Source organism: Azotobacter chroococcum (genome assembly GCF_002220155.1).
In the GTDB taxonomy this organism is placed as follows: Bacteria; Pseudomonadota; Gammaproteobacteria; order Pseudomonadales; family Pseudomonadaceae; genus Azotobacter; species Azotobacter chroococcum.
Genome location: NZ_CP011835.1, coordinates 862,826 through 887,102, shown reverse-complemented (window position 1 = coordinate 887,102; position 24,277 = coordinate 862,826). Strand labels below are relative to the sequence as shown.

Genomic DNA, 24,277 nt, shown 5'->3' with positions numbered 1-24,277 from the left:
CCCTTGGGAGACTTGAACCCGGCGACCTGTCGGTCCACGCTTACGGACACCCGCGGACAGACAATAACAAGGAACCGCCATGTTCAAGATCGCCAACCATCCCGTCAGCGAAGCGTCGCTCCAGCACAGCTGGCTGGACAACGACGACTACCTGCGCCTGTACCGGCAATCGGTCGAGCAGCCGGAGCGCTTCTGGGCCGAACAGGCCGGGGCCTTCCTCGACTGGCTCAAGCCCTGGCAGAGCGTCCACCGCGGGGACATGAGCAAGGGCCAGACCAGCTGGTTCGAGGGCGGCCAGCTGAACGTCGCCCACAACTGCATCGACCGGCATCTGAAGCAGCGTGGCGATCAGGTGGCGATCATCTGGGAGGGCGACAACCCTGCCGATTCGGCGCGGATCACCTACCGCCAGCTGCACGAACAGGTCTGCCGCCTGGCCAACCTGCTGAAAAGCCTCGGCGTCGGCAAGGGCGACCGCGTCTGCATCTACCTGCCGATGATTCCCGAAGCCGCCTACGCCATGCTTGCCTGCACCCGCATCGGCGCCATCCATTCGGTGGTGTTCGGCGGCTTCTCCCCCGAGGCGCTGCGCGACCGCATCCTCGACGCCGACTGCCGCCTGCTGATCACCGCCGACGAAAGCCTGCGCGGCGGCAAGGCCATCCCCCTCAAGCGCAACGCCGACAAGGCTCTGCAGAGCTGTCCGAACGTCTCCAGCATGCTGGTGGTACGCCGCACAGGGGGAACCGTCGACTGGGACGCAGGACGTGACCTCTGGTACCACGAGGCCGTGCCGGGCTGCAGCGCCGAGTGTCCGGCCGAGCCGATGGACGCCGAAGCCCCGCTGTTCATCCTCTACACCTCCGGCAGCACCGGCAAGCCGAAGGGCGTGTTGCACAGCACCGGCGGCTACCTGCTGCAGGCGGCGATGACCCACCGGTACGTGTTCGACTACCACGACGGCGACATCTACTGGTGCAGCGCCGACATCGGCTGGATCACCGGGCACAGCTACATCGTCTACGGCCCGCTGGCCAACGGCGCCACCACCCTGATCTTCGAGGGCGTGCCGAACTATCCGGACGCCTCGCGCTTCTGGCAGGTGATCGACAAGCATCAGGTGAATATCTTCTATACCGCCCCCACCGCGCTGCGCTCGCTGATGCGCGACGGCGAGGCCCCGGTCAGGAAGACTTCGCGCGCCAGTCTGCGCCTGCTCGGCTCGGTAGGCGAGCCGATCAATCCGGAAGCCTGGGAGTGGTACTACCGCGTGGTCGGCGAGAGCCGCTGCCCGATCGTCGACACCTGGTGGCAGACCGAGACCGGCGCCATCATGATCACCCCGCTGCCCGGCGCCACCCTGCTCAAGCCCGGTTCGGCGACCCGCCCGTTCTTCGGCGTGCAACCGGTGCTGCTCGACGACAAGGGCAAGGAGATCGAAGGCCCCGGCGCCGGCATCCTGGCGATCAAGGCCAGCTGGCCGAGCCAGATCCGCAGCATCTACGGCGATCACCAGCGCCTGATCGACACCTACTTCAAACCCTACCCCGGCTACTACTTCACCGGCGACGGCGCGCGCCGCGACGAGGACGGCTTCTACTGGATCACCGGCCGGGTCGACGACGTGATCAACGTGTCGGGGCATCGCATCGGCACCGCCGAAGTGGAAAGCGCCCTGGTGCTCCACGACGGCGTCGCCGAGGCCGCCGTGGTGGGTTGTCCGCACGACGTCAAGGGCCAGTGCGTCTACGCCTTCGTCACCCTGGTGACCGGCAGCCAGCCCGACGACGCGCTCAAGCAGGAGCTGATCGCCCAGGTCAGCCGGGAGATCGGCGGCTTCGCCAAACCCGAGTTCCTGCAATGGGCGCCGCGCCTGCCGAAGACCCGCTCGGGCAAGATCATGCGGCGCATCCTGCGCAAGATCGCCTGCAACGAACTGGACAACATGGGCGACACCTCGACGCTGTCCGATCCCTCGGTGCTCCAGGAGCTGATCGACCGTCGCCTGAACCGCTGAGGCAGACGCCGGGGCGGCAGGGCGCGGTGCCCTGCCCGCCCCGGCTAGACCAACGCGGGCCGGCTCGGCTTCGGGGAGCGTACCTGGCGTGCCATACTCCGAGGCATGTCTTGCCGGAAAAGATGTGCCTCCATGCCCAAGGGATTGAAACCCACCCTCGCCACCCTGGCGATCGCGCCCGCCCTCTACGGCCTGCTCGGCTTCCTCGTTCTCCCCGGCGCCGCCCTGCAGGTGATCAACCGCCAGCTGCCCCGCTTCGTCACCCAGCCGGCCAGTCTCGAGCGCCTGGAGCTCAACCCCTTCACCCTCGAGCTGACCCTGCACCGGCTGCGTCTCGGCAAGGCGGGCAGCGAGCAACTGGCCTTCGAACGCCTGTACGGCAAGCTGAACTGGGACAGCCTGTGGCGCGGCCACCTGCATCTGGCCGAAGTGCATCTGGAACGCCCGCAGGTGGCCGTGCTGTTCGACCGGCGGGGTGGGCTCAACCTGACCCGCCTGTTCAAGCACCCGGCTTCCCCCGACAAGCCGGAAGAACCCGCCGGCGAGCCCTTTCCGCTGCGCCTCGACCGCCTCCGGCTGAGCGGCGGCCAGGTGCACTTCCGGGATCTGCGACCGAGTGTGCCGGTCGAGGCCCGCTACGACGCCCTCGACCTCGAACTGCGCCAGCTCGGCACCCTGCCGGACGACAGCGCCGAACTGAAGCTGCAGGCTAGCGGCCCGAACGCCGGGCGGATCGACTGGAGCGGCCAGTTCAGCCTGATGCCGCTGCGCTCCAGCGGCAGGCTGGACATCGACCAGGCCGGCCTGCGCACCTGGTGGCCCTACGTGCGGGATGCCGCCCCCCTGGAGCTGGAGGACGGTACGCTCAGCCTCAGCAGCGACTACCGGCTGGAACTGGCCGACGGCCTCCGCCTGCGACTGCAGAACGCCGCCCTCAAGCTCGCCCCGTTTGCCCTCGCGGCGCCGGATGGCCGTCCCCTGGCACGCCTGAAGAGCCTGGAGATCGGCAAGACCTCGCTCGATCTGACTAGGCGCCAGGTGTCGATCGGCCAGGTGCTCGGCCAGGGACTGGAAACCTGGGCGGCCCGCGAGGCCGATGGCGAGCTGGACTGGCAGAAACTGTTCGCCCCCAGCACGTCCGGACAGCAGAGCGACGCCAAAACCAAGGATAAGCAGCCCGACAAACCCGACAAAGAACCCGGCAAGCCTTGGCAGATCCTGCTGGCGGATGTCCGCCTGCGCGGCAGTCGCCTGCATCTGGCCGACCGGGTGCCGGAGCAGGACGTGGAGCTCCAGGTCGGCCCGCTGGATCTTGCCCTGCGCGACTTCGACAACCGCGGCCAGAGGCCCTTCCGCCTCGAACTGGACAGCGGCATCGGCCGCCAGGGCCGGCTCAAGGCTGCCGGCCAGGTACAGGTGAGCCCGCTCGCCGCGCAATTGCAGGTCGACACCCGCGATCTCGACCTGCGCCCGGCGCAGGCCTACATCGCCCCCTTCATCCGCCTGGAGCTGCGCAGCGGGCAGCTCGACAGCGCCCTGAAGATCGACCTGAAAGGCGCTGAAAAGCTGGCCCTGCAGATCGACGGCCGCGCCACCATCAAACAGCTGCACACCCTGGATACCCTGAAGCAGCGTGATTTCGTCAAATGGCGCCAGCTGACTCTCGAGAACCTCAGCTACCGACATGGCGAGCAGTTGGCCATCGGACGGGTCGAACTCGACCAGCCCTATGCCCGCTTCATCGTCAACGAGAACCTCAGCACCAACGTCAGCGAACTGCTGATCGCCCAGGGGAAACAGCAGCCAGCGCAGACGCCACAGAAGAACACGGCGCAACCGGCGGAGAAACCGGCCCGCCCGCCGCTGGGCATCCACATCGGCGCGGTGGCGATCAGGGACGGCTCGGCCAACTTCGCCGACTTCAGCCTGAACCCCAATTTCGCCGCCGCCGTCCAGCAGCTCAACGGGCGCATCGGCAGCCTGGACAACCGCCAGCCGAAGCCGGCCACGGTGGACATCAAGGGTAAGGTGGACCGCTACGCGCCGGTCAGCATCAAGGGCAGCCTGAACCCCTTCGACCCGCTCGAAAGCCTGGACATCGCGACCCGCTTCCAGCGCGTCGAGCTGACTACCCTGACCCCCTACTCCGGCAAGTTCGCCGGCTACCGCATCCGCAAGGGGCGGCTCAACCTGGACCTGCACTACCGCATCGACAAGGGCCAGCTGAACGCCGAGAACAGCCTGGTCCTGGAGCAGCTGCAACTGGGCGAGCGGGTCGACAGCCCGGATGCTGTGGACCTGCCGGTCCATCTGGCGGTGGCCCTGCTGAAGGACCGTCAGGGACGGATCGCCATCGACCTGCCGGTCAAGGGCGACCTGAACAATCCCGAATTCAGAGTCATGCCCATCGTCTGGCAGACCCTGCGCAACCTGGTGGTGCGCGCGGCGCAGGCACCCTTCAAGTTCATTGCCGGGCTTGCCGACGGCGAGGCCGACCTCAGCCAGGTCGAGTTCAGCCCGGGCAGCAGCAAACTGGATGCCGCCGCGCGGCGCAATCTGGATCTCCTCGGCAAGGCCCTGAAGGAGCGTCCGCAGCTGCGCCTGGAGGTCGAAGGCACGAGCGCCCTGGCCAGCGACGGCCCCCTGCTGGCGGAGCAGCGTCTGGAGCGCGAATACCGGAACCTCTACTACCGCCTCCTGCAGCAGCGGAGCGAGCGCCTGCCAGCCGGCGCCGACGAGCTGCGGGTGCCCGACGGGGAGAAAGCCGCGCTGCTGGAGAGCATCTACCGCAGCCGCCTGAAGCAGCTACCGCCGACGGAATGGGACGGACTGGGCCAGGAACAGCGCGCGGCCCGGCTGCGCGAAGCCGTGCTGGGCTCTTGGGAGGACAGCACCCTGCTGCTCCGCCAACTGGCCCAGGCGCGCGCCGCCAGCATCAAGGCTTACCTGGTCGAACAGGCCGGCCTGGACGACCAGCGCATCTACCAGCTGGATGTCGGCATCAGCGAAGCATCGCCGGCCGCGCACGTCAGCGTTCCCCTGCAGCTGGCCGGCGGATAGGAGCGCCCATGAACCTTCTCCGCCTGCTCACCGCACTGTTCGGCCTGGCACCGGCCCTGCTCCTGGCCGCCAGCCTGCGCTGCGAAAACCATCTGATCAGTACCGGTGACTCCACCCACGAAGTCCTGGCCAAATGCGGCGAGCCGGCCAGCCGCGATCTGCTCGGCTATCGCGAACGGCGCGACGACTGGGGCTTTCACCATGAACTGGTGGTGGAGGAATGGGTCTACGGCCCGCGCAACGGCATGTACTACTTCCTGCGCTTCGAGGGCAACCGTCTGGTCGGGATCGACAGCCGCCGCGTCCAGTGACGGCTGGCGTCCTCCCGCCGAAACGAACGAGGGCCCCGCAGGGCCCTCGTCTTTTCCAGCTGGGAAGTGGCGACCTCAGACGCCGGACGCTTCCGCAGCGGCGACATCCTTGATCGACAGCTTGATGCGGCCGCGGTTGTCCACGTCGAGCACCAGCACCTTCACTTCCTGGCCTTCCTTGAGCACGTCGGTGACCTTCTCGATGCGCTGGTCGCTGATCTGCGAGATGTGCACCAGGCCATCCTTGCCCGGCAGGATGTTGACGAAGGCGCCGAAGTCGACGATGCGCTCGACCTTGCCGACGTAGATCTTGCCGATCTCGGCCTCGGCGGTGATGGACAGCACGCGCTGCTTGGCTGCCTCCGCCGCCTCGCGGGTTTCGCCGAAGATCTTGATCGAGCCGTCGTCCTCGATATCGATGGAGGCCTTGGTCTCCTCGCAGATGGCACGGATGGTGGCACCGCCCTTGCCGATCACGTCGCGGATCTTGTCCTGATCGATCTTCATCGCCAGCATGGTCGGGGCGTTGACCGACAGCTCGCTGCGCGACTGGCCGATCACCTGGCTCATCTGGCCGAGGATGTTCAGGCGGGCTTCCAGCGCCTGGTTCAGGGCGATCTCCATGATCTCCTCGGTGATGCCCTGGATCTTGATGTCCATCTGCAGCGCGGTGACGCCCTTGGCGGTACCGGCCACCTTGAAGTCCATGTCGCCCAGGTGGTCCTCGTCGCCGAGGATGTCGGTCAGCACGGCGAACCTCTCGCCTTCCTTGACCAGGCCCATGGCGATACCGGCTACCGGCGCCTTCATCGGCACGCCGGCATCCATCAGCGCCAGGGAGGCACCGCAGACCGAAGCCATGGAGCTGGAGCCGTTGGACTCGGTGATTTCCGAGACCACACGCACGGTATAGGGGAACTCGTCGCCCTTCGGCAGCATGGCCTGCACACCGCGGCGGGCCAGGCGGCCATGGCCGATCTCGCGACGGCCGGCACTGCCCATGCGGCCGCACTCGCCCACCGAGAACGGCGGGAAGTTGTAGTGCAGCATGAAGCTGTCCTTGCGCTCGCCTTCCAGGGTGTCGAGCACCTGGGCATCACGCGCGGTACCCAGAGTGGCCACCACCAGCGCCTGAGTCTCGCCGCGGGTGAACAGGGCCGAACCGTGGGTCTTCGGCAGCACGCCGACCTCGATCTTCAGCGGGCGCACGGTGCGGTTGTCGCGACCGTCGATGCGCGGCTTGCCGTCGACGATGTTCTCGCGCACGGTGCGGTATTCGATCAGACCGAAGGCATCCTTGACCTCGCCGACGGACGGCTGGCCCTCGGCTTCGCCGGCCAGGCTAGCCACGGCCTGGGCGCGCAGCTCGTCGAGGCGGTTGTAGCGCTCCTGCTTGACGGTGATGGTATAGGCCTGCGAGATCGCCTCGCCGAACCCGGCGCGAATGGCCTCGAGCAGCACGCTCGGCTCGGTCGGCGGCTCCCAGCTCCAGGCCGGACGGGCAGCCTCGGCGGCGAACTCCTTGATGGCCCGGATCACCGCCTGGAACTCCTCGTGGGCGTACAGCACGGCGCCCAGCATCTGGTCCTCGGTCAACTCCTCGGCTTCGGACTCGACCATCAGCACGGCGGATTCCGTACCGGCCACCACCATGTCCAGGCGCGAGGCCTTGAGCTGCTCGTAGGTGGGGTTCAGCAGGTAGCCGGTCTCCTCGTGGTAACCCACACGGGCGGCGCCGATCGGGCCGCTGAAGGGAATCCCGGAGACCGCCAGGGCGGCGGAGGTGCCAATCATCGAAGCGATGTCCGGATCGGTCTTCTTGCTGGTGGAAAGCACGGTGCAGATCACCTGCACCTCGTTCATGAAGCCCTCCGGGAACAGCGGGCGGATCGGCCGGTCGATCAGGCGCGAGGTCAGGGTTTCCTTCTCGCTGGGGCGGCCTTCGCGCTTGAAGAAACCACCCGGGATTCGGCCGGCGGCGTAGGTCTTCTCTTGATAATGCACGGACAGCGGGAAGAACCCCTTGCCCGGATCGGCCTGCTTGGCGCCGACCACGGTGACCAGTACGGTCACGTCCTCGTCGACGGTGACCAATACGGCGCCGGAGGCCTGGCGGGCGATGCGGCCGGTCTCCAGGGTGACGGTCGACTGACCGAACTGGAATGTCTTGATAACCGGATTCACGGTATTTTCCTTCTCTTTGTTGCTCGGGGGAAATCCTCAGGAAGGTGGGAGTCGGACCCGGAGGGCTTCCTGAAAAGGGAGAAGCCGAAAGCAAAAGGCTGGAAGCAAGCACGATGTCTCACTTCCAGCCTCCCGCTTCCAGCTTGGCGCGCGCCTTAGCGACGCAGGCCCAGGCGACCGATCAGGGCGCTGTAACGAGTGGTGTCCTTACCCTTCAGGTAATCCAGCAGTTTGCGGCGCTGGTTGACCATGCGGATCAGGCCACGACGGGAGTGGTGATCCTTGCCGTTGGCCTTGAAGTGATCCTGCAGCTTGTTGATGTTGAAGGTCAGCAGGGCAACCTGCACTTCCGGGGAACCGGTATCGCCTTCAGCTTGCTTGTACTCGTTGACGATCTGGGCTTTTTCTTCAACGGTGAGTGCCATGATGGGCATCCTCTCTGTCGGGAAACCATTCAGGCCGTGGCACCGAATGATTTCAGCAGGCCGGGAACATCTTCCCGTGTTTGAGAAAGAGGTATGACCGTGCCTGCTGACAGCCACCCTCGCATCGGTCATTCCGACCGAATCAGTCGACGCGGCGCGATGCGCCCGTCGTCACCCACCTCACCGATACCGATAAAGCGGCCTGTATGATCCTGCACCCGCACCATGCCGAACTTCGGCGACTGCGGCGCGCGAACCGGCTGCCCATGCAGCCAGTAGTAGCTGCTGTGTTCGGAGAGCTGGAGCACAGGCCAGTGCTCCAGACCGCTGTCCGCCGGTAGCAGGAAGCGGTCCAGCGCCTCGCAGCCACCCTCGGCATGGGCCTGCTCCAGAGCCTCCAGGCTGACCGTCTGGGCCAGCCCGAAGGGCCCGGCCTGGGTCCGGCGCAACTCCGCGACATGCGCACCGAGTCCGAGCGTCCGGCCGATGTCCTCGACCAGGGAGCGAATGTAGGTTCCCTTGCTGCAGGCCACCGCCAACCGTGCGAACGGTGGCTCGAAGGCCAGCAGATCCAGGCGCGCAATAGTAACAGAACGCGCCTCGCGCTCCACCACCTCGCCGGCCCTGGCCAGCTTGTAGAGCGGCTGCCCATCGCGCTTGAGTGCCGAGTACATGGGCGGAACCTGGCTGATCTCGCCACGGAAGTCCGCCAGCACCGCCTCCAGCGCATCCCCCCCGAGCTGCACATCGCGCCGCTCGAGCACTTCGCCCTCGGCGTCCCCGGTGGCAGTGGTCACGCCGAGATGCATCAGGGTCTCGTAACCCTTGTCGGCATCCAGCAGGTACTGGGAAAACTTGGTGGCTTCGCCGAAGCACAGCGGCAACACGCCGGTGGCCAGAGGATCGAGACTGCCGGTATGTCCGGCCTTCTCGGCATTCAGCAGCCAGCGGACCTTCTGCAGCGCGGCATTGGAGGTCAGCCCGCGCGGCTTGTCGAGAATCAGGATGCCATCGACCTTGCGGCGGATACGTTTGCCCTGCGCCACGCCTTACTCCTCGCCCTTGCCGGCATGCAGCCGGTCTTCGGCCACGGCGCGCTCGATCAATGCGGACAGCTCGACGCCCCGACGAATGCTCGCGTCATAGCTGAAGTGCAGCTGCGGCATGCTGCGCAGCTTCATCGCCTTGCCCAGCTGCATGCGCAGAAAACCGGCCGCCTCATTGAGGATATCGAGGTTCCGCTTGATTTCCTCGGCGCTGTCTTCCTTGCCCATGACGGTGATGAACACCTTGGCATGGGACAGATCGCGAGCGACCTCGACAGCGGTAATGGTGACCATGCCGAGGCGCGGGTCCTTGATCTCGCGCTGGATCAGCAGAGACAGCTCACGCTGCATCTGATCACCAATGCGCTGGGTGCGACTGTAGTCTTTGGCCATATTTCGCCTCTCAATAAGCCAAAAGCTGGAAGCCGAACCCGGAAGCCTTGCGGCCTCCAGCTTCATGCTTCCAGCTTCGTGCTTGCGCGCGCGTCAAAGCGAGCGCGCCACCTGGACCTTCTCGTACACTTCGATCTTGTCGCCGACCTTGACGTCGTTGTAGCTCTTCACGCCGATACCGCACTCCATGCCGGCCCGCACTTCGGACACGTCGTCCTTGAAGCGGCGCAGGGACTCCAGTTCGCCCTCGAAGATCACCACGTCGTCGCGCAGCACGCGAATCGGACGGTTGCGATGGACGTTGCCCTCGACCACCATGCAGCCGGCAACGGCGCCGAACTTCGGCGAGCGAAACACGTCGCGCACCTCGGCGATGCCCAGGATGTTCTCCCGCACCTCGCTGCCCAGCATGCCCGACAGCGCCTTCTTGACGTCCTCGATGATGTCGTAGATGACGTTGTAGTAGCGCAGGTCCAGACCTTCCTGCTCGACGATCTTGCGCGCACCGGCATCGGCGCGCACATTGAAGCCGAACAGCACGGCGTTGGAGGCCAGCGCCAGGTTGGCATCGCTCTCGGTGATGCCGCCGACGCCGCCACCGACCACGCGGACCTGGACCTCCTCGTTGCCGAGTTCGCCCAGAGCGCCCTGCAAGGCCTCCAAGGAGCCGCGCACGTCGGACTTGAGGACGATGTTGAGGGTCTTCTTCTCGTCCTGACCCATGGTCTCGAAGATGTTTTCCAGCTTGGCCGAATGCTGACGGGCCAGCTTGACCTCGCGGAACTTGCCCTGACGGAACAGCGCCACTTCACGCGCCTTCTTCTCGTCGGTGACCACGGTCAGGTCGTCGCCCGCATCCGGGGTGGAATCCAGGCCGAGAATTTCCACCGGAATCGACGGGCCCGCCTCCTTGAGGGGCTGGCCGTTCTCGTCCAGCATGGCCCGCACACGGCCGAAGTTTACACCGGCGAGGACGACGTCACCCTGGCGCAGGGTACCGTTCTGGACCAGCACGGTCGCCACCGGACCGCGCCCCTTGTCCAGACGCGACTCGATCACCACGCCGCGCCCCGGAGCACTCGGCGTAGCGGTCAGCTCAAGCACCTCGGCCTGCAGCAGCACCGCTTCCAACAGCTCGTCGATACCGGTACCGACCTTTGCCGAAACCGGGACGAACTGGGTGGTGCCACCCCACTCTTCCGGGATCACGTCGCGTGCGGCCAGATCGTTCTTGATCCGGTCCAGGTCGGCTGCCGGCTTGTCGATCTTGTTGACCGCCACGACGATCGGCACGCCGGCCGCCTTGGCATGCTGGATGGCCTCCTCGGTCTGCGGCATCACGCCATCATCGGCCGCCACCACCAGGATGACGATGTCGGTGGCCTTGGCACCCCGGGCACGCATCGCGGTGAACGCAGCGTGGCCGGGGGTGTCGAGGAAGGTAACCATGCCGCGATCGGTTTCCACGTGATAGGCACCGATGTGCTGGGTAATGCCACCTGCCTCGCCAGTCGCCACCTTGGTGCGACGGATGTAGTCGAGCAGCGAGGTCTTGCCGTGGTCGACGTGCCCCATGACAGTGACCACCGGCGCACGCGATACGGCTTCGCCTTCGAACTTGAGGGATTCGGCCAGCTGCTCTTCCAGTGCGTTCTCGCTGACCAGCTTGACCTTGTGCCCCAGCTCTTCGGCCAGCAGTTGCGCGGTTTCCTGGTCGAGCACCTGGTTGATGGTCACCGGCGTGCCCATCTTGAACATGAACTTGATGACCTCGGCCGCCTTGACCGACATCTGCTGGGCCAGTTCAGCGACCGTGATGGTTTCGCCGATGGTCACCTCGCGCACAAGGGGGCCGGTCGGGCTCTGGAAGCCATGCTGATTGCGCTTCTTCAGCTTGGACTTGCCACCGCGACCACCGCGACGGCCGAAACCCTCGCCTTCTTCGTCGACATTGCGCACCGCTGCACGGGCAACCGGAGCCTTGTCCTTGACGGAGGGGCGATGCTGGGCATTCTTGCGCTCGCGCCGCTCATCGTCGACGTTGCGCACCTTCTCCTTCTCGACACGACGCGGCTCTTCCCGCTTGCGCTCTTCGCCGGCAGCCGGAGCAGACACGGGTTCGGCCGCTACGCCGAGTGCCGGTTCCTTCGCAGCAGCAGCTGTAGCAGCGGCCTGCTCGACCTGGCGCTGCGCCTCCTGCTCGGCAGCACGGCGCTTGGCCTCCTCCTCTGCCTTCTGGCGCACGGCAGCCTCCTCGGCAGCCCGCTGCTCCTCAAGTTCGCGCTGCTTCTCGGCCTCGAGCTCGTCAGGGCTGCGCTTGACATAAGTCTTTTTCTTGCGCACCTCGACGCTGATGGTCTTGCTACCGGCGACCCTCAAGGTAGTCGTGGTCTTGCGTTGCAAGGTAATCTTTCGCGGCTCCTCCAGCTTCACACCGTGGCTGCTCTTGAGGTGAGCCAACAGGGCCTGCTTTTCATTATCGGTCACTACCTGCTCGGCGCTGGTATGCGACAGCCCTGCCTCACGCATCTGCTGCAGCAGGCGCTCGACCGGTGTATCGACCACCAGGGCCAGTTCTTTCACCGTGACTTGCGTCATGCATCTCTCTCCTCAGGCCGCTAATGCTTACTCGAACCAGTGGGCTCGGGCGGCCATGATCAGCTTGCCGGCACGCTCTTCATCCATGCCGTCGATGTCGAGCAGGTCGTCGATCGACTGCTCGGCCAGGTCTTCGCGGGTAATCACTCCGCGCATCGCCAGCTCAACCGCCAGCTCCTTGTCCATGCCCTCGAGCGAGAGCAGGTCTTCGGCCGGATGGGCTTCCGCCAGCTTTTCTTCAGTAGCAATGGCCTTGGTCAGCAGGCGATCCTTGGCGCGTGCGCGCAACTCGTTGACGATCTCCTCATCGAAGCCATCAATGGCGAGCATCTCCTCCATCGGTACATAGGCAATCTCTTCCAGGCTGGTGAAGCCTTCCTCCACCAGCACCTGCGCCAGTTCCTCGTCGACCTCCAGCTCCTCGACGAAGGAGCGCAGAATGCCGCCAGTCTCGGCCTGTTGCTTGGCCTGGATGTCAGCCTCGGTCATCACGTTCAGGGTCCAACCGGTCAGTTGGCTGGCCAGCCGCACGTTCTGTCCACCACGACCAATAGCTTGGGCCAGGTTATCGTCGGCCACGGCGACATCCATTGCATGCGCGTCCTCATCGACAATGATCGCCGCCACTTCGGCCGGCGCCATTGCGTTGATCACGAACTGCGCCGGGTTGTCGTCCCACAGCACGATGTCGACACGCTCGCCCCCCAGTTCGCCGGAAACGGCCTGCACGCGCGAGCCGCGCATGCCGATGCAGGCACCCTGCGGGTCGATACGCTTGTCCTTGGAGCGCACGGCGATCTTGGCGCGCGACCCCGGGTCACGGGAGGCAGCCTTCACTTCGATCAAACCTTCGGCGATCTCCGGCACCTCGATGCGGAACAGCTCGATCAGCATGCCCGGCGCAGTACGCGACAGGATCAGCTGGGGGCCGCGGTTTTCCGGGCGAATCTCCTTCAGCAGGGCTCGTACCCGCGCACCGACCCGGAAGGTTTCGCGCGGAATGATGTCCTCCCTCGCCAGCAGCGCTTCGGCGTTGTTGCCAAGATCGACGATGACATTGTCCCGGGTCACCTTCTTCACGCTACCGGAAATGATCTCACCCACACGTTCGCGGTAGGCATCCACCACCTGGGCGCGCTCGGCCTCCCGCACCTTTTGCACGATCACCTGCTTGGCAGTCTGCGCGGCAATGCGTCCGAATTCGATGGATTCGATCTTTTCCTCGACCACATCGCCCAGCTTGGCATCCGGCTCGCGCTCGCGGGCCTCGTCGAGCGTCAGTTCGGCAGCCGGATTTTCCAGCAAATCGTCCTCGACGACGGTCCAGCGACGAAAAGTGTCGTACGCACCGCTCTGGCGATTGATCTGCACGCGCAGATCGACTTCGTCCTCGTAGCGCTTCTTGGTGGCAGTGGCCAGCGCCAGCTCCAAGGCTTCGAAAATCACACCGGCCGGGACGCCCTTTTCGTTGGACACCGACTCAACTACCAGCAGTACTTCTTTGCTCATCGTACGCTCGCCTTTCGCAATCCATTGGGATCCGCGGGATCCGCGTCTCAGTCAAAACGGGGAATGATATTGGCCTTATCGATCAGATCGAGCGGCAACAGGTATTCGTGGTCGTCCACCAGCACGACCACATCCTGATCCTCGACGCCACGCAGGAGCCCCTGGAAGTTGCGCCGCCCCTCAAAGGGGGAGCGCAGCCTGATCTTCACCTGTTCGCCGGCGCTGCGGGCAAACTGTTCAAGAGTGAACAGGGGCCGGTCCATGCCTGGAGAGGAAACCTCAAGGGTGTATTCATTGCTGATCGGATCTTCCACATCGAGCACGCCACTGATCTGGCGACTGACCTTTTCGCAATCATCGATGAGGATGCCGTTGGCGTGATCGATATAGACCCGCAGTAGCGAGTGCCGCCCCTGCGACAGGAACTCAATGCCCCAACATTCATAGCCGAGCGCCTCGACTACCGGGGCCAACAAGGCCTGCAACTGTTCTAGCTTGCTCGACACCTGAACCCCTCGCGCATGCTGTGCAAATAAAAAATGGGCGAAACGCCCATTCCCTTTATCATCTTCGCCATGTGCGCCGCTTACCGGCACTTGCTTCTATCTAGCTAGCAAAAAGCCCCTTGGAAAGGGGCTTATGCGACAACTGGTTGCGGGGGCTGGATTTGAACCAACGACCTTCGGGTTATGAGCCCGACGAGCTACCAGACTGCTCCACCCCGCGTCAAAAGCTGGAGCGGAAGTATACGCATGACCTCAACTCCCAGTCAACCTAACTTCCACCGACAAGAAAGCCCGCTGATTAGCGGGCCTTCTTGATTTGGTACCGAGGAGGGGACTCGAACCCCTACAGCCTATGGCCACTACCACCTCAAGGTAGCGTGTCTACCAATTCCACCACCTCGGCAAAAACCTTTACTTTTGCTCCGGAGCCTGCGGCACGTCTATGGCATTGCCTGCAGCCCCTTTCTCCTCAAGCACCGGCACATCTTCTACTGCCGGCTTTTTCTGTTGGATCTCCAGCACCGCCGGATCCGGCAGCCCAGCCTGACTCAACGAGTCAGCTTTTTCCTTTGCCAAAAACCCCAACCCTAAACTGGTCAGGAAAAAAGCGGTGGCGAGTATAGCAGTAACGCGACTCAGAAAGGTAGAGGAACCTTGACTACCGAAAACCGTAGCCGACGCACCAGAACCAAAAGAAGCACCTGCTTCCGCCCCCTTACCCTGCTGAATCAAAACCAGCGCGACCACACCCAGCGCAGCCAGCAGGTGAAAGACGATAACGATCGTTTCCGTTTCCAGCATCTTCAGTTACCCGCAGCGCGACAGATCGCACCAGATCTCATCCGCATCGAGGCTCATCAACGAACCCCATCAACATCAAGCGCACCAAACGAATCGGCCGCACTTACCACCCATGAGCGACCACCAGCGAATACACCCAACCAGCCCCGCAAACTGCGGACACGGGCAGCATGCTCGCCACTCACAAACCATGGGCAACGCATGCCCACCTGATCATTCAAAGTGGGCGCAGATGTTATACGAAACAGAATGAACTCGCAAGCGAATCAAGCACATACATCTGCAACAATCTTTGCTAGGTGATCCGCATGGAGTCGCACCTGGCTTTCGTCGTCACCCTCGACCATCACCCGCACCAAGGGCTCGGTACCCGACTTGCGCAGCAGTACCCGTCCTCGCCCCGCCATTTGCTCGGTCACGCGCTCGCAGGCCTCCAGCACGGACGGATGCCCGACAGGATCCTTGTCACCCGCATAACGCACGTTGACCAGCACCTGCGGAAATTTGCGCATCCCCTGGCGCGCCTCGGCAAGCCTCTGCCCACGATGCTTCAAGGCCATCAGCACCTGCAGCGCAGCGATAATGCCATCGCCCGTCGTTGCATGATGACAGCAAACGATATGTCCGGAACTCTCGCCACCCAGTTGCCAATTGCGGGTCAGCAGCTCGGCCATGACATAACGATCGCCGACCTTGGCTCGCTCGAACGGAATGCCAATGTCCTGCAGAGCCAGCTCCAGCCCCAGGTTGCTCATCAGAGTGCCGACCACCCCCCCTTGCAGACTGCCCTGCTCCTGCATATCGCGCGCGATGAGAAAGAGCAGCTCATCACCATCGACCACCGCTCCTGTATGGTCAACCATCAGCACACGGTCGCCATCGCCATCGAAAGCGATACCGAGATCGGCACGCTGCATGAGCACCTCGGCCTGCAATGCAACGATATCGGTAGAGCCGCAACGGTCGTTGATGTTCAGCCCGTTGGGCTGGGCCGCCAGAACCGCCACCTCGGCACCCAGCTCGCGGAACACACTGGGAGCGACCTTGTAGGTCGCGCCATGGGCGCAGTCCACGACGATCTTGAGGCCGGCAAAGCTGGTGCCGGTCGGCACACTGCTCTTGCAGAATTCGATATAGCGCCCGGCCGCATCGTTGATACGGGAAACCTTGCCCAGCCGGGCCGAGTCGACCACCGTCATCGGCGTATCGAGCAGCTCCTCGATGATCAGCTCCAGTTCGTCGGGCAGCTTGGTTCCCTGCCCGGAGAAGAATTTGATGCCATTGTCATAATGGGGGTTGTGCGAGGCACTGATGACAATACCGGCCTCGGCATGAAAGGTTCGCGTGAGGTAGGCGATGGCCGGTGTCGGCATGGGGCCGAGCAGCAGCACATCGGCACCCGCAGCGGAGAGCCCCGCCTCCAGTACCGACTCGAACATGTAGCCGGATATACGAGTATCCTTGCCGACCAGCACACGGCATATGCCCTGGCGACGGAAGGCCTTGCCGGCAGCCCATCCCAGTTTGAGCATGAAGTCCGGCGTGATGGGGTATTCACCTACCCGCCCACGAATGCCGTCAGTGCCGAAATATTTTTTGCTCAACGCTTCCCCTCCCCCCATTCTGCCGTCTCCACGGCATCGATCATTCGTACCACCTCGACCGTTTCCGCCACGTCATGCACCCGCACGATGCGCGCACCCTTGGCTACCGCCAATGCCGCCAGGGCCAGGCTGCCGTTCAGGCGCTGACCAACCTCGCGCCCCAATACCTGACCAATCATGCTTTTGCGGGAGACACCGACCAACAGCGGACGACCAAGTTCATGCAGTATTTCCATGTGCCTGAACAGCAGCAGATTGTGCTGCAGCGTCTTGGCAAACCCAAAGCCCGGATCCAGCAGCAGACGCTCGGTCGGAATCCCCGCCGCAGCACAGGCCTGCATACGCCCGAGCAGAAAGCTGCGCACCTCACCCAGCAGATCCACATAGCAGGGATCCTGCTGCATGGTGACCGGCTCTCCCAGCATGTGCATCAGACAGACAGGCAGCCCCGCCTCCACCGCCGCCTCCAGAGCACCGTCCCGCTGCAGTGAGCGGACGTCATTGATCAGGCCAGCGCCCAGCCGGGCTGTCTCGCACATCACCGCCGGAGTCGAGGTATCCACCGAAATGATGACATCCAATTCGGCGGCAATGGCTTCGACGACGGGCGCGACTCGGTCCAGTTCCTCCTCCGCCGACACCACGCGAGCACCAGGACGAGTCGACTCCCCCCCGACATCGATCAGCGTGGCTCCAGCGGCGACCATGCTTCGCGCATGGCTCAACGCAGCATCGAGTCCGCTGAAGCGCCCCCCATCGGAAAAGGAGTCTGGCGTTACATTGAGAATTCCCATCACATGGGAGCGCGACAAATCAAGAACCCGGTTGCCACAAGGCAACCGGGTCGGAGGCAACAAGGTCATTTTCAAGCCTTAATGTTCGCCAGCCGGCCCTCCGATCGGAGACTCGGCCCGGTTGCCTCCCTGGGAGGCCGGCGTACCAGAGGTACCGGAACCACCCTGCCAGTCCTTCGGCTCGCGAACAGTGCGCCCTGCCATGATGTCGTCGATCTGATCGGCATCGATGGTTTCATACTTCATCAATGCCTCCGCCATCATGTCCAGCTTGTCACGATTGTCCCTCAGCAACTGCGTGGCCGTGCCGTAGCACTGGTCGATGATGCTGCGGACTTCCTGATCGATCAGCCTGGCAGTTTCCGCCGAGACGTTGGAGTGCTGGGCCCCTGCGCTGCGACCAAGGAACACTTCTCCTTCCTCTTCCGCATACATCAACGGCCCCAACTTTTCCGACAGACCCCACTTGGTCACCATGTTCCGGGCAATCTGGGTGGCACGCATGATGTCGTTGGATGCCCCCGTGGTGACCCCCTCGAAGCCCAGGGTCATCTCCTCGGCAATGCGCCCGCCAAACAACGAACAGATCTGACTGACCAATGCCCGCTTGGACAGGCTATAGCGATCCTCTTCCGGCAGGAACATGGTCACACCCAGAGCGCGTCCGCGCGGAATGATCGATACTTTGTAGACAGGATCATGCTCGGGCACCAGTCGCCCGACGATCGCATGCCCCGCTTCATGGTATGCCGTGTTGAGCTTTTCCTTTTCGGACATGACCATGGTCTTGCGCTCGGCGCCCATCATGATCTTGTCCTTGGCCAGCTCGAACTCGCGCATCTCGACGATGCGCTTGTTGGCACGCGCGGCAAACAGCGAGGCCTCGTTTACCAAGTTGGCCAGATCAGCACCGGAAAAGCCGGGAGTACCACGGGCGATGACCGTCGGGTTGACATCCTCGCTTACCGGAACCTTACGCATGTGCACCTTGAGGATCTGCTCGCGACCACGGATATCCGGCAGGCCGACTACCACCTGACGGTCGAAGCGACCTGGACGCAGCAGCGCCGGGTCGAGCACGTCCGGGCGGTTGGTCGCGGCGATGACGATGATGCCATCGTTCATCTCGAAGCCGTCCATCTCCACCAGCAACTGGTTGAGCGTCTGCTCCCGTTCATCGTGCCCGCCGCCAAGCCCAGCACCGCGATGACGACCGACAGCATCGATTTCGTCGATGAAGATGATGCAGGGAGCATGTTTCTTGGCCTGATCGAACATGTCCCGGACACGCGAGGCACCGACGCCGACGAACATTTCGACGAAATCCGAACCGGAGATGGTGAAGAACGGAACCTTGGCCTCCCCGGCAATCGCCTTGGCCAGCAGCGTCTTGCCGGTACCGGGCGGGCCGACCATCAGCACGCCGCGAGGAATGCGCCCGCCGAGGCGCTGGAACTTGCCCGGATCGCGGAGAAATTCGACCAGCTCGCTGACCTCTTCCTTGGCCTCGTCACAGCCGGCGACATCGGCAAAGGTGGTCTTGACCTGATCCTCCGAGAGCAGCCGCGCCTTGCTCTTGCCAAAGCTCATCGGCCCACCCTTGCCGCCCGCACCACCCTGCATCTGACGCATGAAGAACATGAATACGGCAATGATCACCAGGATCGGGAAGCTGGCCACCAGCAACTGCGACCAGATGCTCTGCTGCTCGGGCTGCTTGCCTTCGATCTGGACATTGTTGTCGATCAGATCGCCTATCAGGCCCCCGTCCTGAATGGCCGGACGGATCGTCTTGAAGTTGTCGCCGCCTATCCGCTGGCCGCTGATGATATAGCCATCCACGGTAACCCGCTCGACCTTGCCGTCCTTGACCTGTTGGATGAAGTCCGAATAATTCAGCGTCTGCGGCTCGCTCGGATTGGTAAAGTTATTCATCACGGTCACCAGAACGGCCGCGATGATCAACCACAGAATCAAGTTCTTTGCCATATCGTTCAATTAACTACCCTCTGGGACGGCGCCAGTCCCTGTATGACGGCTGGTACAGCTACCCGCCTAACTTAATACACAACCCCCGCCCCCGGCAGGCCTCTCTGTAACCCTTTGTGTGCCGTATTTTGCACACGCGTGCGGCTCATCAGCAGTCTAGGCTCCGCGAAAGCCGCGCGCGAGCAGATATTGTTCGCGGGAACGGTCGCGGGAAGAGAGCGGCTTGCGCATCTGCACCCTGTCGAAATCCTCGCGCACCTGGCGAAGATACTGATCGAAACCTTCACCTTGGAAGATCTTGATCAGAAAATCGCCTCCCGGACGCAGGACCCGCCCGGCCAGATCCAGCGCCAGTTCACAGAGATACATGGCCCGCGGCTGGTCGGCCGCCTTTACGCCACTCATATTGGGTGCCATGTCGGAAATCACAAGATCGACCGGCTGCTCGCCGATCGCTTCGAGGAGTTGGGCAAATACCATATCATCGGTGAAATCCCCTTGGATGAAGGTCACATCCGGAATGCTGTCTATCGGCAGGATATCCGAAGCGATCAGACAACCGCGGTCGCCGATCAGCCGGCTGGTCACCTGCGACCAGCCGCCCGGCGCAGCACCCAGGTCGACGACGGTCATGCCCGGTCGCAGAATGCGGTCCTTCTCCTGGATCTCCAGCAGTTTGTAGCTGGCACGTGAGCGATAACCGTCCCTTTGCGCCATCTTCACGTAGGGGTCATCGAAATGCTCTTTCAACCAGCGTTGACTAGTCTTGGATCGGGCCACAGGTACCTCGCGTTTGGCTGGGCGGCCCCGGGTCGCTCGGGTAGACTAGGCCGCTTTTCAACAAGATCGGACGCAGGGGTCAGATTATGGCGCTCACTCAGGAGCAGAAGAAACATTTCAAATCCATCGGCCATCACCTGAAGCCTGTCTTGATCGTGGCCGAAAATGGCGTGACCGAAGGTGTTCTGGCCGAACTGGAGCGGGCTCTGAACGATCACGAACTGATCAAGGTGAAGATCAACCTCGCCGAACGCGACGACCGACAAGCTGTGGTTGCCGAGCTCTGCGAGGCATCCGGAAGCGAACTGGCGCAGGTGATCGGCAAGGTCGCCCTGCTCTACCGCAAGAACCCCAAGCCGAACAAGAACCTCTCGAACATCAGCCGCTTCCTCCAGGCTTGAGGCAACGGGCGGGTCACTGCAGGCCCGCCGAAAGCCCAGCACAGCGGTAGCCCGCAGCACCAGCCGACGCCGACATCGCACCAAGCACCGCACGCCAGGCAGGGCAACCCGGGAAGGTAGCCCCACCTTTGGCGACGCCCTCGGATCAGATGTGGCGAACCTCGATGATCTCGTACTCGACGGTACCGCTCGGTGTCTTCACCACCACCACATCACCCTCCTCCTTGCCCACCAGGGCGCGGGCAATGGGTGAACTGACCGACAGCTTGCCCTGCTTGATGTCGGCCTCGTCGTCGCCGACGATCTGGTAGACCACGGTTTCGTCGGTCTCGACGTTGGCGATTTCCACGGTGACGCCGAAAATCACCTTGCCTGTATGAGGAATGGCCGTCACATCGATGACCTGCGCGTTCTGCAGACGCCCCTCGATATCGCGGATCCGCGCCTCGACCATGCCCTGCTGTTCCCGGGCGGCATGGTATTCGGCGTTCTCCTTGAGGTCGCCCAGCTCGCGCGCCTCGGCGATCGCCTGGGTGATCTGCGGGCGCAGTTCGGTTTTCAGATGCTTGAGCTCTTCCTCCAGGGCGCGCGCGCCCTGGACAGTCATCGGAAACTTGGTCATGCGTTGATTCCTGCATGGAGATCCTGCAGACGGCGCACGGTCTTCTCGGGACCGAACTTGAGCGCCTCACAGATCGCCTGACCACCGGCGATGGTGGTGGTGATGCAGATCTTGTGCTGCAGAGCGTTGCGACGGATCGAGAAGGAGTCGGCGATTGACTGACGCCCCTCGGTGGTATTGATGATCAGGGTGACCTCGTCGTTCTTGATCATATCGACCACATGAGGACGCCCCTCGGTCACCTTGTTCACCCGGCGAACCGGCAGGCCGGCCGCCTCGATCATGCGAGCGGTACCGGCAGTGGCCACCACTTCAAAGCCGAGGGCGACCAGGTTGCGCGCCACATCGGCGACGAACGGCTTGTCGTCTTCGCGCACGCTGATGAAGGCGCAGCCGCCAGTCGGCAGCGTCTCGCTGGCCCCCAGCTGGGCCTTGGCAAAAGCCTCGGCGAAACTGTCGCCGACCCCCATCACCTCGCCGGTGGACTTCATTTCCGGGCCGAGGATGGGATCGACACCAGGGAATTTGGCGAACGGGAACACCGCTTCCTTGACGCTGAAGAACGGTGGGATGATTTCCTCGGTGAAACCGATTTCCTTGAGCGTCTTGCCAGCCATCACGCGGGCCGCGACCTTGGCCAGGGACTCGCCGATGCACTTGGAGACGAAAGGTACGGTACGCGAGGCGCGCGGGTTCACTTCCAGCACGTAGATATCCTCGCCCTGCACGGCCATCTGCACGTTCATCAGGCCGATCACGCCGAGCTCCAGGGCCATTTTCTTGACCTGCTCGCGGATGTCGTCCTGGATGTGTGCCGGCAGCGAATAGGGCGGCAGCGAGCAGGCCGAGTCGCCGGAGTGCACGCCGGCCTGTTCGATATGCTGCATGATCGCCCCGATCACCACGTCCTCGCCGTCGCAGACCGCGTCGATGTCGACCTCGATGGCGCAATTGAGGAAGTGATCCAGCAGCACCGGGCTGTCGTTGGACACCTGTACCGCCTCGCGCATGTAGCGCTTGAGCTCGTCTTCCTCATAGACGATTTCCATGGCCCGGCCGCCCAGCACATAGGACGGACGTACCACCAGCGGATAGCCGATCACCTTCGAGGCGGCGATGGCCTCGTCCTCGCTGCGGGCGGTGGCGTTCGGCGGCTGGCGCAGGTTGAGACGCTCGACCATCTGCTGGAAGCGCTCGCGGTCTTCGGCGCGGTCGATGGCATCCGGGCTGGTACCGATGATCGGCACGCCAGCCTCTTCCAGGGCGCGGCAGATCTTCAGCGGGGTCTGGCCGCCGTACTGCACGATGACGCCCTTGGGCTGCTCGACACGGACGATCTCCAGCACGTCCTCCAGGGTCACCGGCTCGAAATACAGGCGATCGGACGTGTCGTAGTCGGTGGAGACGGTTTCTGGGTTGCAGTTGACCATGATGGTCTCGTAACCGTCTTCGCGCATGGCCAGCGCAGCATGCACGCAGCAGTAGTCGAACTCGATGCCTTGACCGATACGGTTCGGCCCGCCGCCGATGACCATGATCTTGTCGCGGGACGACGGATTGGCCTCGCACTCTTCCTCATAGGTCGAGTACATGTAGGCGGTATCGGTGGCGAACTCGGCGGCACAGGTATCGACACGCTTGTACACCGGCTGCACCTTCAGCTTCTGCCGGTGGCTGCGCAGGTTCTTCTCGGTCACACCGAGCAGCTTGGCCAGGCGGGCGTCGGAAAAGCCCTTGCGCTTGAGCTTCCACATCAGGTTGCGGTCGATGCTGGAGAGACCGAGCGTCTTGACCCGCTCCTCTTCCTTGACCAGATCCTCGATCTGCACCAGGAACCAGGGATCGATCTTGGTCAACGCGAAGACATCATCGACGCTCTTGCCGGCGCGAAAGGCGTCGGCCACATACCAGATGCGCTCGGCGCCCGGCACGATCAGCTCGCGCTTGAGAATGCTCTCGGCTTCCGGGTTGCCCAGATCCAGCTTGGGATCGAAACCGGCGACGCCGACCTCCAGACCACGCAGGGCCTTCTGCACCGACTCCTGGAAGGTACGGCCGATGGCCATCACCTCGCCCACGGACTTCATCTGGGTAGTCAGGCGGGCATCGGCCTTGGGAAACTTCTCGAAGGCGAAGCGCGGCACCTTGGTGACCACGTAGTCGATGGCCGGCTCGAAGGAGGCCGGGGTACGGCCGCCGGTGATGTCGTTGGACAGCTCGTCGAGGGTATAACCCACCGCCAGCTTGGCGGCGATCTTGGCGATCGGGAAGCCGGTGGCCTTGGAGGCCAGTGCCGAGGAGCGCGACACGCGCGGGTTCATCTCGATCACCACCATGCGGCCGTCGACCGGATTGATGCCGAACTGCACGTTGGAACCGCCGGTTTCCACGCCAATCTCACGCAGCACCGCAAGCGATGCGTTGCGCATGATCTGGTATTCCTTGTCGGTCAGGGTCTGCGCCGGAGCCACGGTGATCGAGTCGCCAGTATGCACGCCCATCGGATCGAAGTTCTCGATCGAGCAGACGATGATGCAGTTGTCCTTCTTGTCGCGGACCACCTCCATCTCGTATTCCTTCCAGCCGATCAGCGATTCGTCGATCAAGAGCTCGCTGGTCGGCGACAGGTCGAGACCGCGGGTGCAGATTTCCTCGAACTCTTCGCGATTGTAGGCGATGCCACCACCGGTGCCGCCCATGGTGAAGCTGGGGCGGATGATGCAGGGGAAGCCGACCTTGTCGAGCACCCCGTAGGCCTCGTCCATGCTGTGGGCGATGCCGGAGCGTGGACACTCCAGGCCGATCGCGCGCATGGCCTTGTCGAAGCGCGAGCGGTCCTCGGCCTTGTCGATGGTATCGGCGTTGGCGCCGATCATCTCGACGCCGAACTTGGCCAGCACGCCGTGCTTTTCCAGCGCCAGGGCGCAGTTCAGCGCAGTCTGGCCGCCCATGGTCGGCAGCAGGGCGTCGGGGCGCTCCTTCTCGATGATCTTGGCCACGGTCTGCCACTTGATCGGCTCGATGTAGGTGGCATCGGCCATGGCCGGGTCGGTCATGATGGTGGCCGGGTTGGAGTTCACCAGAATGACGCGGAAGCCTTCTTCCTTCAGCGCCTTGCACGCCTGGGCGCCCGAGTAGTCGAACTCGCAGGCCTGGCCGATGACGATGGGGCCGGCACCGAGGATCAGGATGCTTTTAATGTCTGTACGTTTTGGCATGGTCTCTCACACGAATCCG

General features: G+C 63.5%; 18 protein-coding genes and 2 tRNA genes. 4 read left to right on the top strand and 16 right to left on the bottom strand.

Annotated elements, in window-relative coordinates; genetic code table 11:
- Positions 1–79 precede the first annotated feature (79 nt).
- The 3 genes from acs to ACG10_RS04055 all read left to right on the top strand — a co-directional run bounded on the left by acs (position 80) and on the right by ACG10_RS04055 (position 5,388).
- Positions 80–2,017 carry an acetate--CoA ligase gene (acs, locus tag ACG10_RS04065; RefSeq protein WP_089167238.1) on the top strand — a complete coding sequence of 646 codons (1,938 nt, stop codon included), beginning with the start codon at positions 80–82 and terminating at the stop codon, positions 2,015–2,017.
- Between the two features lie 132 nt (positions 2,018–2,149).
- Entirely contained in the window at positions 2,150–5,077 is a 2,928-nt protein-coding gene (locus tag ACG10_RS04060) for a DUF748 domain-containing protein (protein WP_089167237.1), read from the top strand.
- Between the two features lie 8 nt (positions 5,078–5,085).
- Entirely contained in the window at positions 5,086–5,388 is a 303-nt protein-coding gene (locus ACG10_RS04055) for a DUF2845 domain-containing protein (RefSeq protein WP_089167236.1), read from the top strand.
- A 75-nt stretch (positions 5,389–5,463) separates the two neighbouring features.
- Here the strand turns inward: ACG10_RS04055 and pnp are convergent, their stop codons facing one another.
- The 14 genes from pnp to rlmE form a co-directional block, all read right to left on the bottom strand.
- A complete protein-coding gene (gene pnp / locus ACG10_RS04050; RefSeq protein WP_089167235.1) occupies positions 5,464–7,572 on the bottom strand; it encodes a polyribonucleotide nucleotidyltransferase in 2,109 nt (702 codons plus the stop codon).
- Positions 7,573–7,727: 155 nt separating this feature from the next.
- Positions 7,728–7,997, bottom strand: a complete 270-nt coding sequence (rpsO, locus tag ACG10_RS04045; protein ID WP_039802075.1) for a 30S ribosomal protein S15 — start codon at positions 7,995–7,997, stop codon at positions 7,728–7,730.
- A 128-nt stretch (positions 7,998–8,125) separates the two neighbouring features.
- Positions 8,126–9,043: a tRNA pseudouridine(55) synthase TruB gene (truB, locus tag ACG10_RS04040; protein WP_089167234.1), complete on the bottom strand. Its 918-nt coding sequence runs from the start codon at positions 9,041–9,043 to the stop codon at positions 8,126–8,128.
- A gap of 3 nt (positions 9,044–9,046) precedes the next feature.
- The gene (gene rbfA, locus ACG10_RS04035) at positions 9,047–9,436 is read right to left on the bottom strand and encodes a 30S ribosome-binding factor RbfA (protein WP_089167233.1); all 390 of its coding nucleotides are present in this window, start codon (positions 9,434–9,436) and stop codon (positions 9,047–9,049) included.
- A gap of 93 nt (positions 9,437–9,529) precedes the next feature.
- Positions 9,530–12,034: a translation initiation factor IF-2 gene (infB, locus tag ACG10_RS04030; protein ID WP_089167232.1), complete on the bottom strand. Its 2,505-nt coding sequence runs from the start codon at positions 12,032–12,034 to the stop codon at positions 9,530–9,532.
- A 27-nt stretch (positions 12,035–12,061) separates the two neighbouring features.
- On the bottom strand, positions 12,062–13,543 hold the full coding sequence (nusA, locus tag ACG10_RS04025; RefSeq protein WP_089167231.1) for a transcription termination factor NusA: 1,482 nt from the start codon (positions 13,541–13,543) through the stop codon (positions 12,062–12,064).
- Between the two features lie 47 nt (positions 13,544–13,590).
- The gene (gene rimP / locus ACG10_RS04020) at positions 13,591–14,049 is read right to left on the bottom strand and encodes a ribosome maturation factor RimP (RefSeq protein ID WP_089167230.1); all 459 of its coding nucleotides are present in this window, start codon (positions 14,047–14,049) and stop codon (positions 13,591–13,593) included.
- A gap of 143 nt (positions 14,050–14,192) precedes the next feature.
- A tRNA-Met gene (locus tag ACG10_RS04015) sits at positions 14,193–14,269 on the bottom strand.
- A 97-nt stretch (positions 14,270–14,366) separates the two neighbouring features.
- Positions 14,367–14,452, bottom strand: a tRNA-Leu gene (locus tag ACG10_RS04010).
- 8 nt (positions 14,453–14,460) lie between these two features.
- A complete protein-coding gene (gene secG, locus ACG10_RS04005) occupies positions 14,461–14,850 on the bottom strand; it encodes a preprotein translocase subunit SecG (protein ID WP_089167229.1) in 390 nt (129 codons plus the stop codon).
- Positions 14,851–15,116: 266 nt separating this feature from the next.
- On the bottom strand, positions 15,117–16,454 hold the full coding sequence (glmM, locus tag ACG10_RS04000) for a phosphoglucosamine mutase (protein ID WP_089167228.1): 1,338 nt from the start codon (positions 16,452–16,454) through the stop codon (positions 15,117–15,119).
- On the bottom strand, positions 16,451–17,317 hold the full coding sequence (gene folP, locus ACG10_RS03995) for a dihydropteroate synthase (RefSeq protein WP_089167227.1): 867 nt from the start codon (positions 17,315–17,317) through the stop codon (positions 16,451–16,453). Before folP ends, glmM begins: the two co-directional genes overlap by 4 nt.
- 9 nt (positions 17,318–17,326) lie before the next feature.
- Positions 17,327–19,237, bottom strand: a complete 1,911-nt coding sequence (gene ftsH, locus ACG10_RS03990) for an ATP-dependent zinc metalloprotease FtsH (RefSeq protein ID WP_089167226.1) — start codon at positions 19,235–19,237, stop codon at positions 17,327–17,329.
- 156 nt (positions 19,238–19,393) lie between these two features.
- Positions 19,394–20,017, bottom strand: coding sequence for a 23S rRNA (uridine(2552)-2'-O)-methyltransferase RlmE (rlmE, locus tag ACG10_RS03985; RefSeq protein WP_089167225.1), 624 nt, complete (start codon positions 20,015–20,017; stop codon positions 19,394–19,396).
- Between the two features lie 86 nt (positions 20,018–20,103).
- Between rlmE and yhbY the strand changes: the two genes are divergently transcribed.
- Complete coding sequence (gene yhbY, locus ACG10_RS03980; RefSeq protein WP_089167224.1) at positions 20,104–20,418, top strand: ribosome assembly RNA-binding protein YhbY; 315 nt, start codon at positions 20,104–20,106, stop codon at positions 20,416–20,418.
- Between the two features lie 145 nt (positions 20,419–20,563).
- Here yhbY and greA read toward each other — a convergent pair whose 3' ends face one another.
- On the bottom strand, positions 20,564–21,040 hold the full coding sequence (gene greA, locus ACG10_RS03975; protein ID WP_039802052.1) for a transcription elongation factor GreA: 477 nt from the start codon (positions 21,038–21,040) through the stop codon (positions 20,564–20,566).
- Entirely contained in the window at positions 21,037–24,258 is a 3,222-nt protein-coding gene (gene carB, locus ACG10_RS03970) for a carbamoyl-phosphate synthase large subunit (RefSeq protein ID WP_089167223.1), read from the bottom strand. The genes greA and carB overlap by 4 nt, the downstream gene beginning before the upstream one ends.
- Positions 24,259–24,277: the final 19 nt, after the last annotated feature.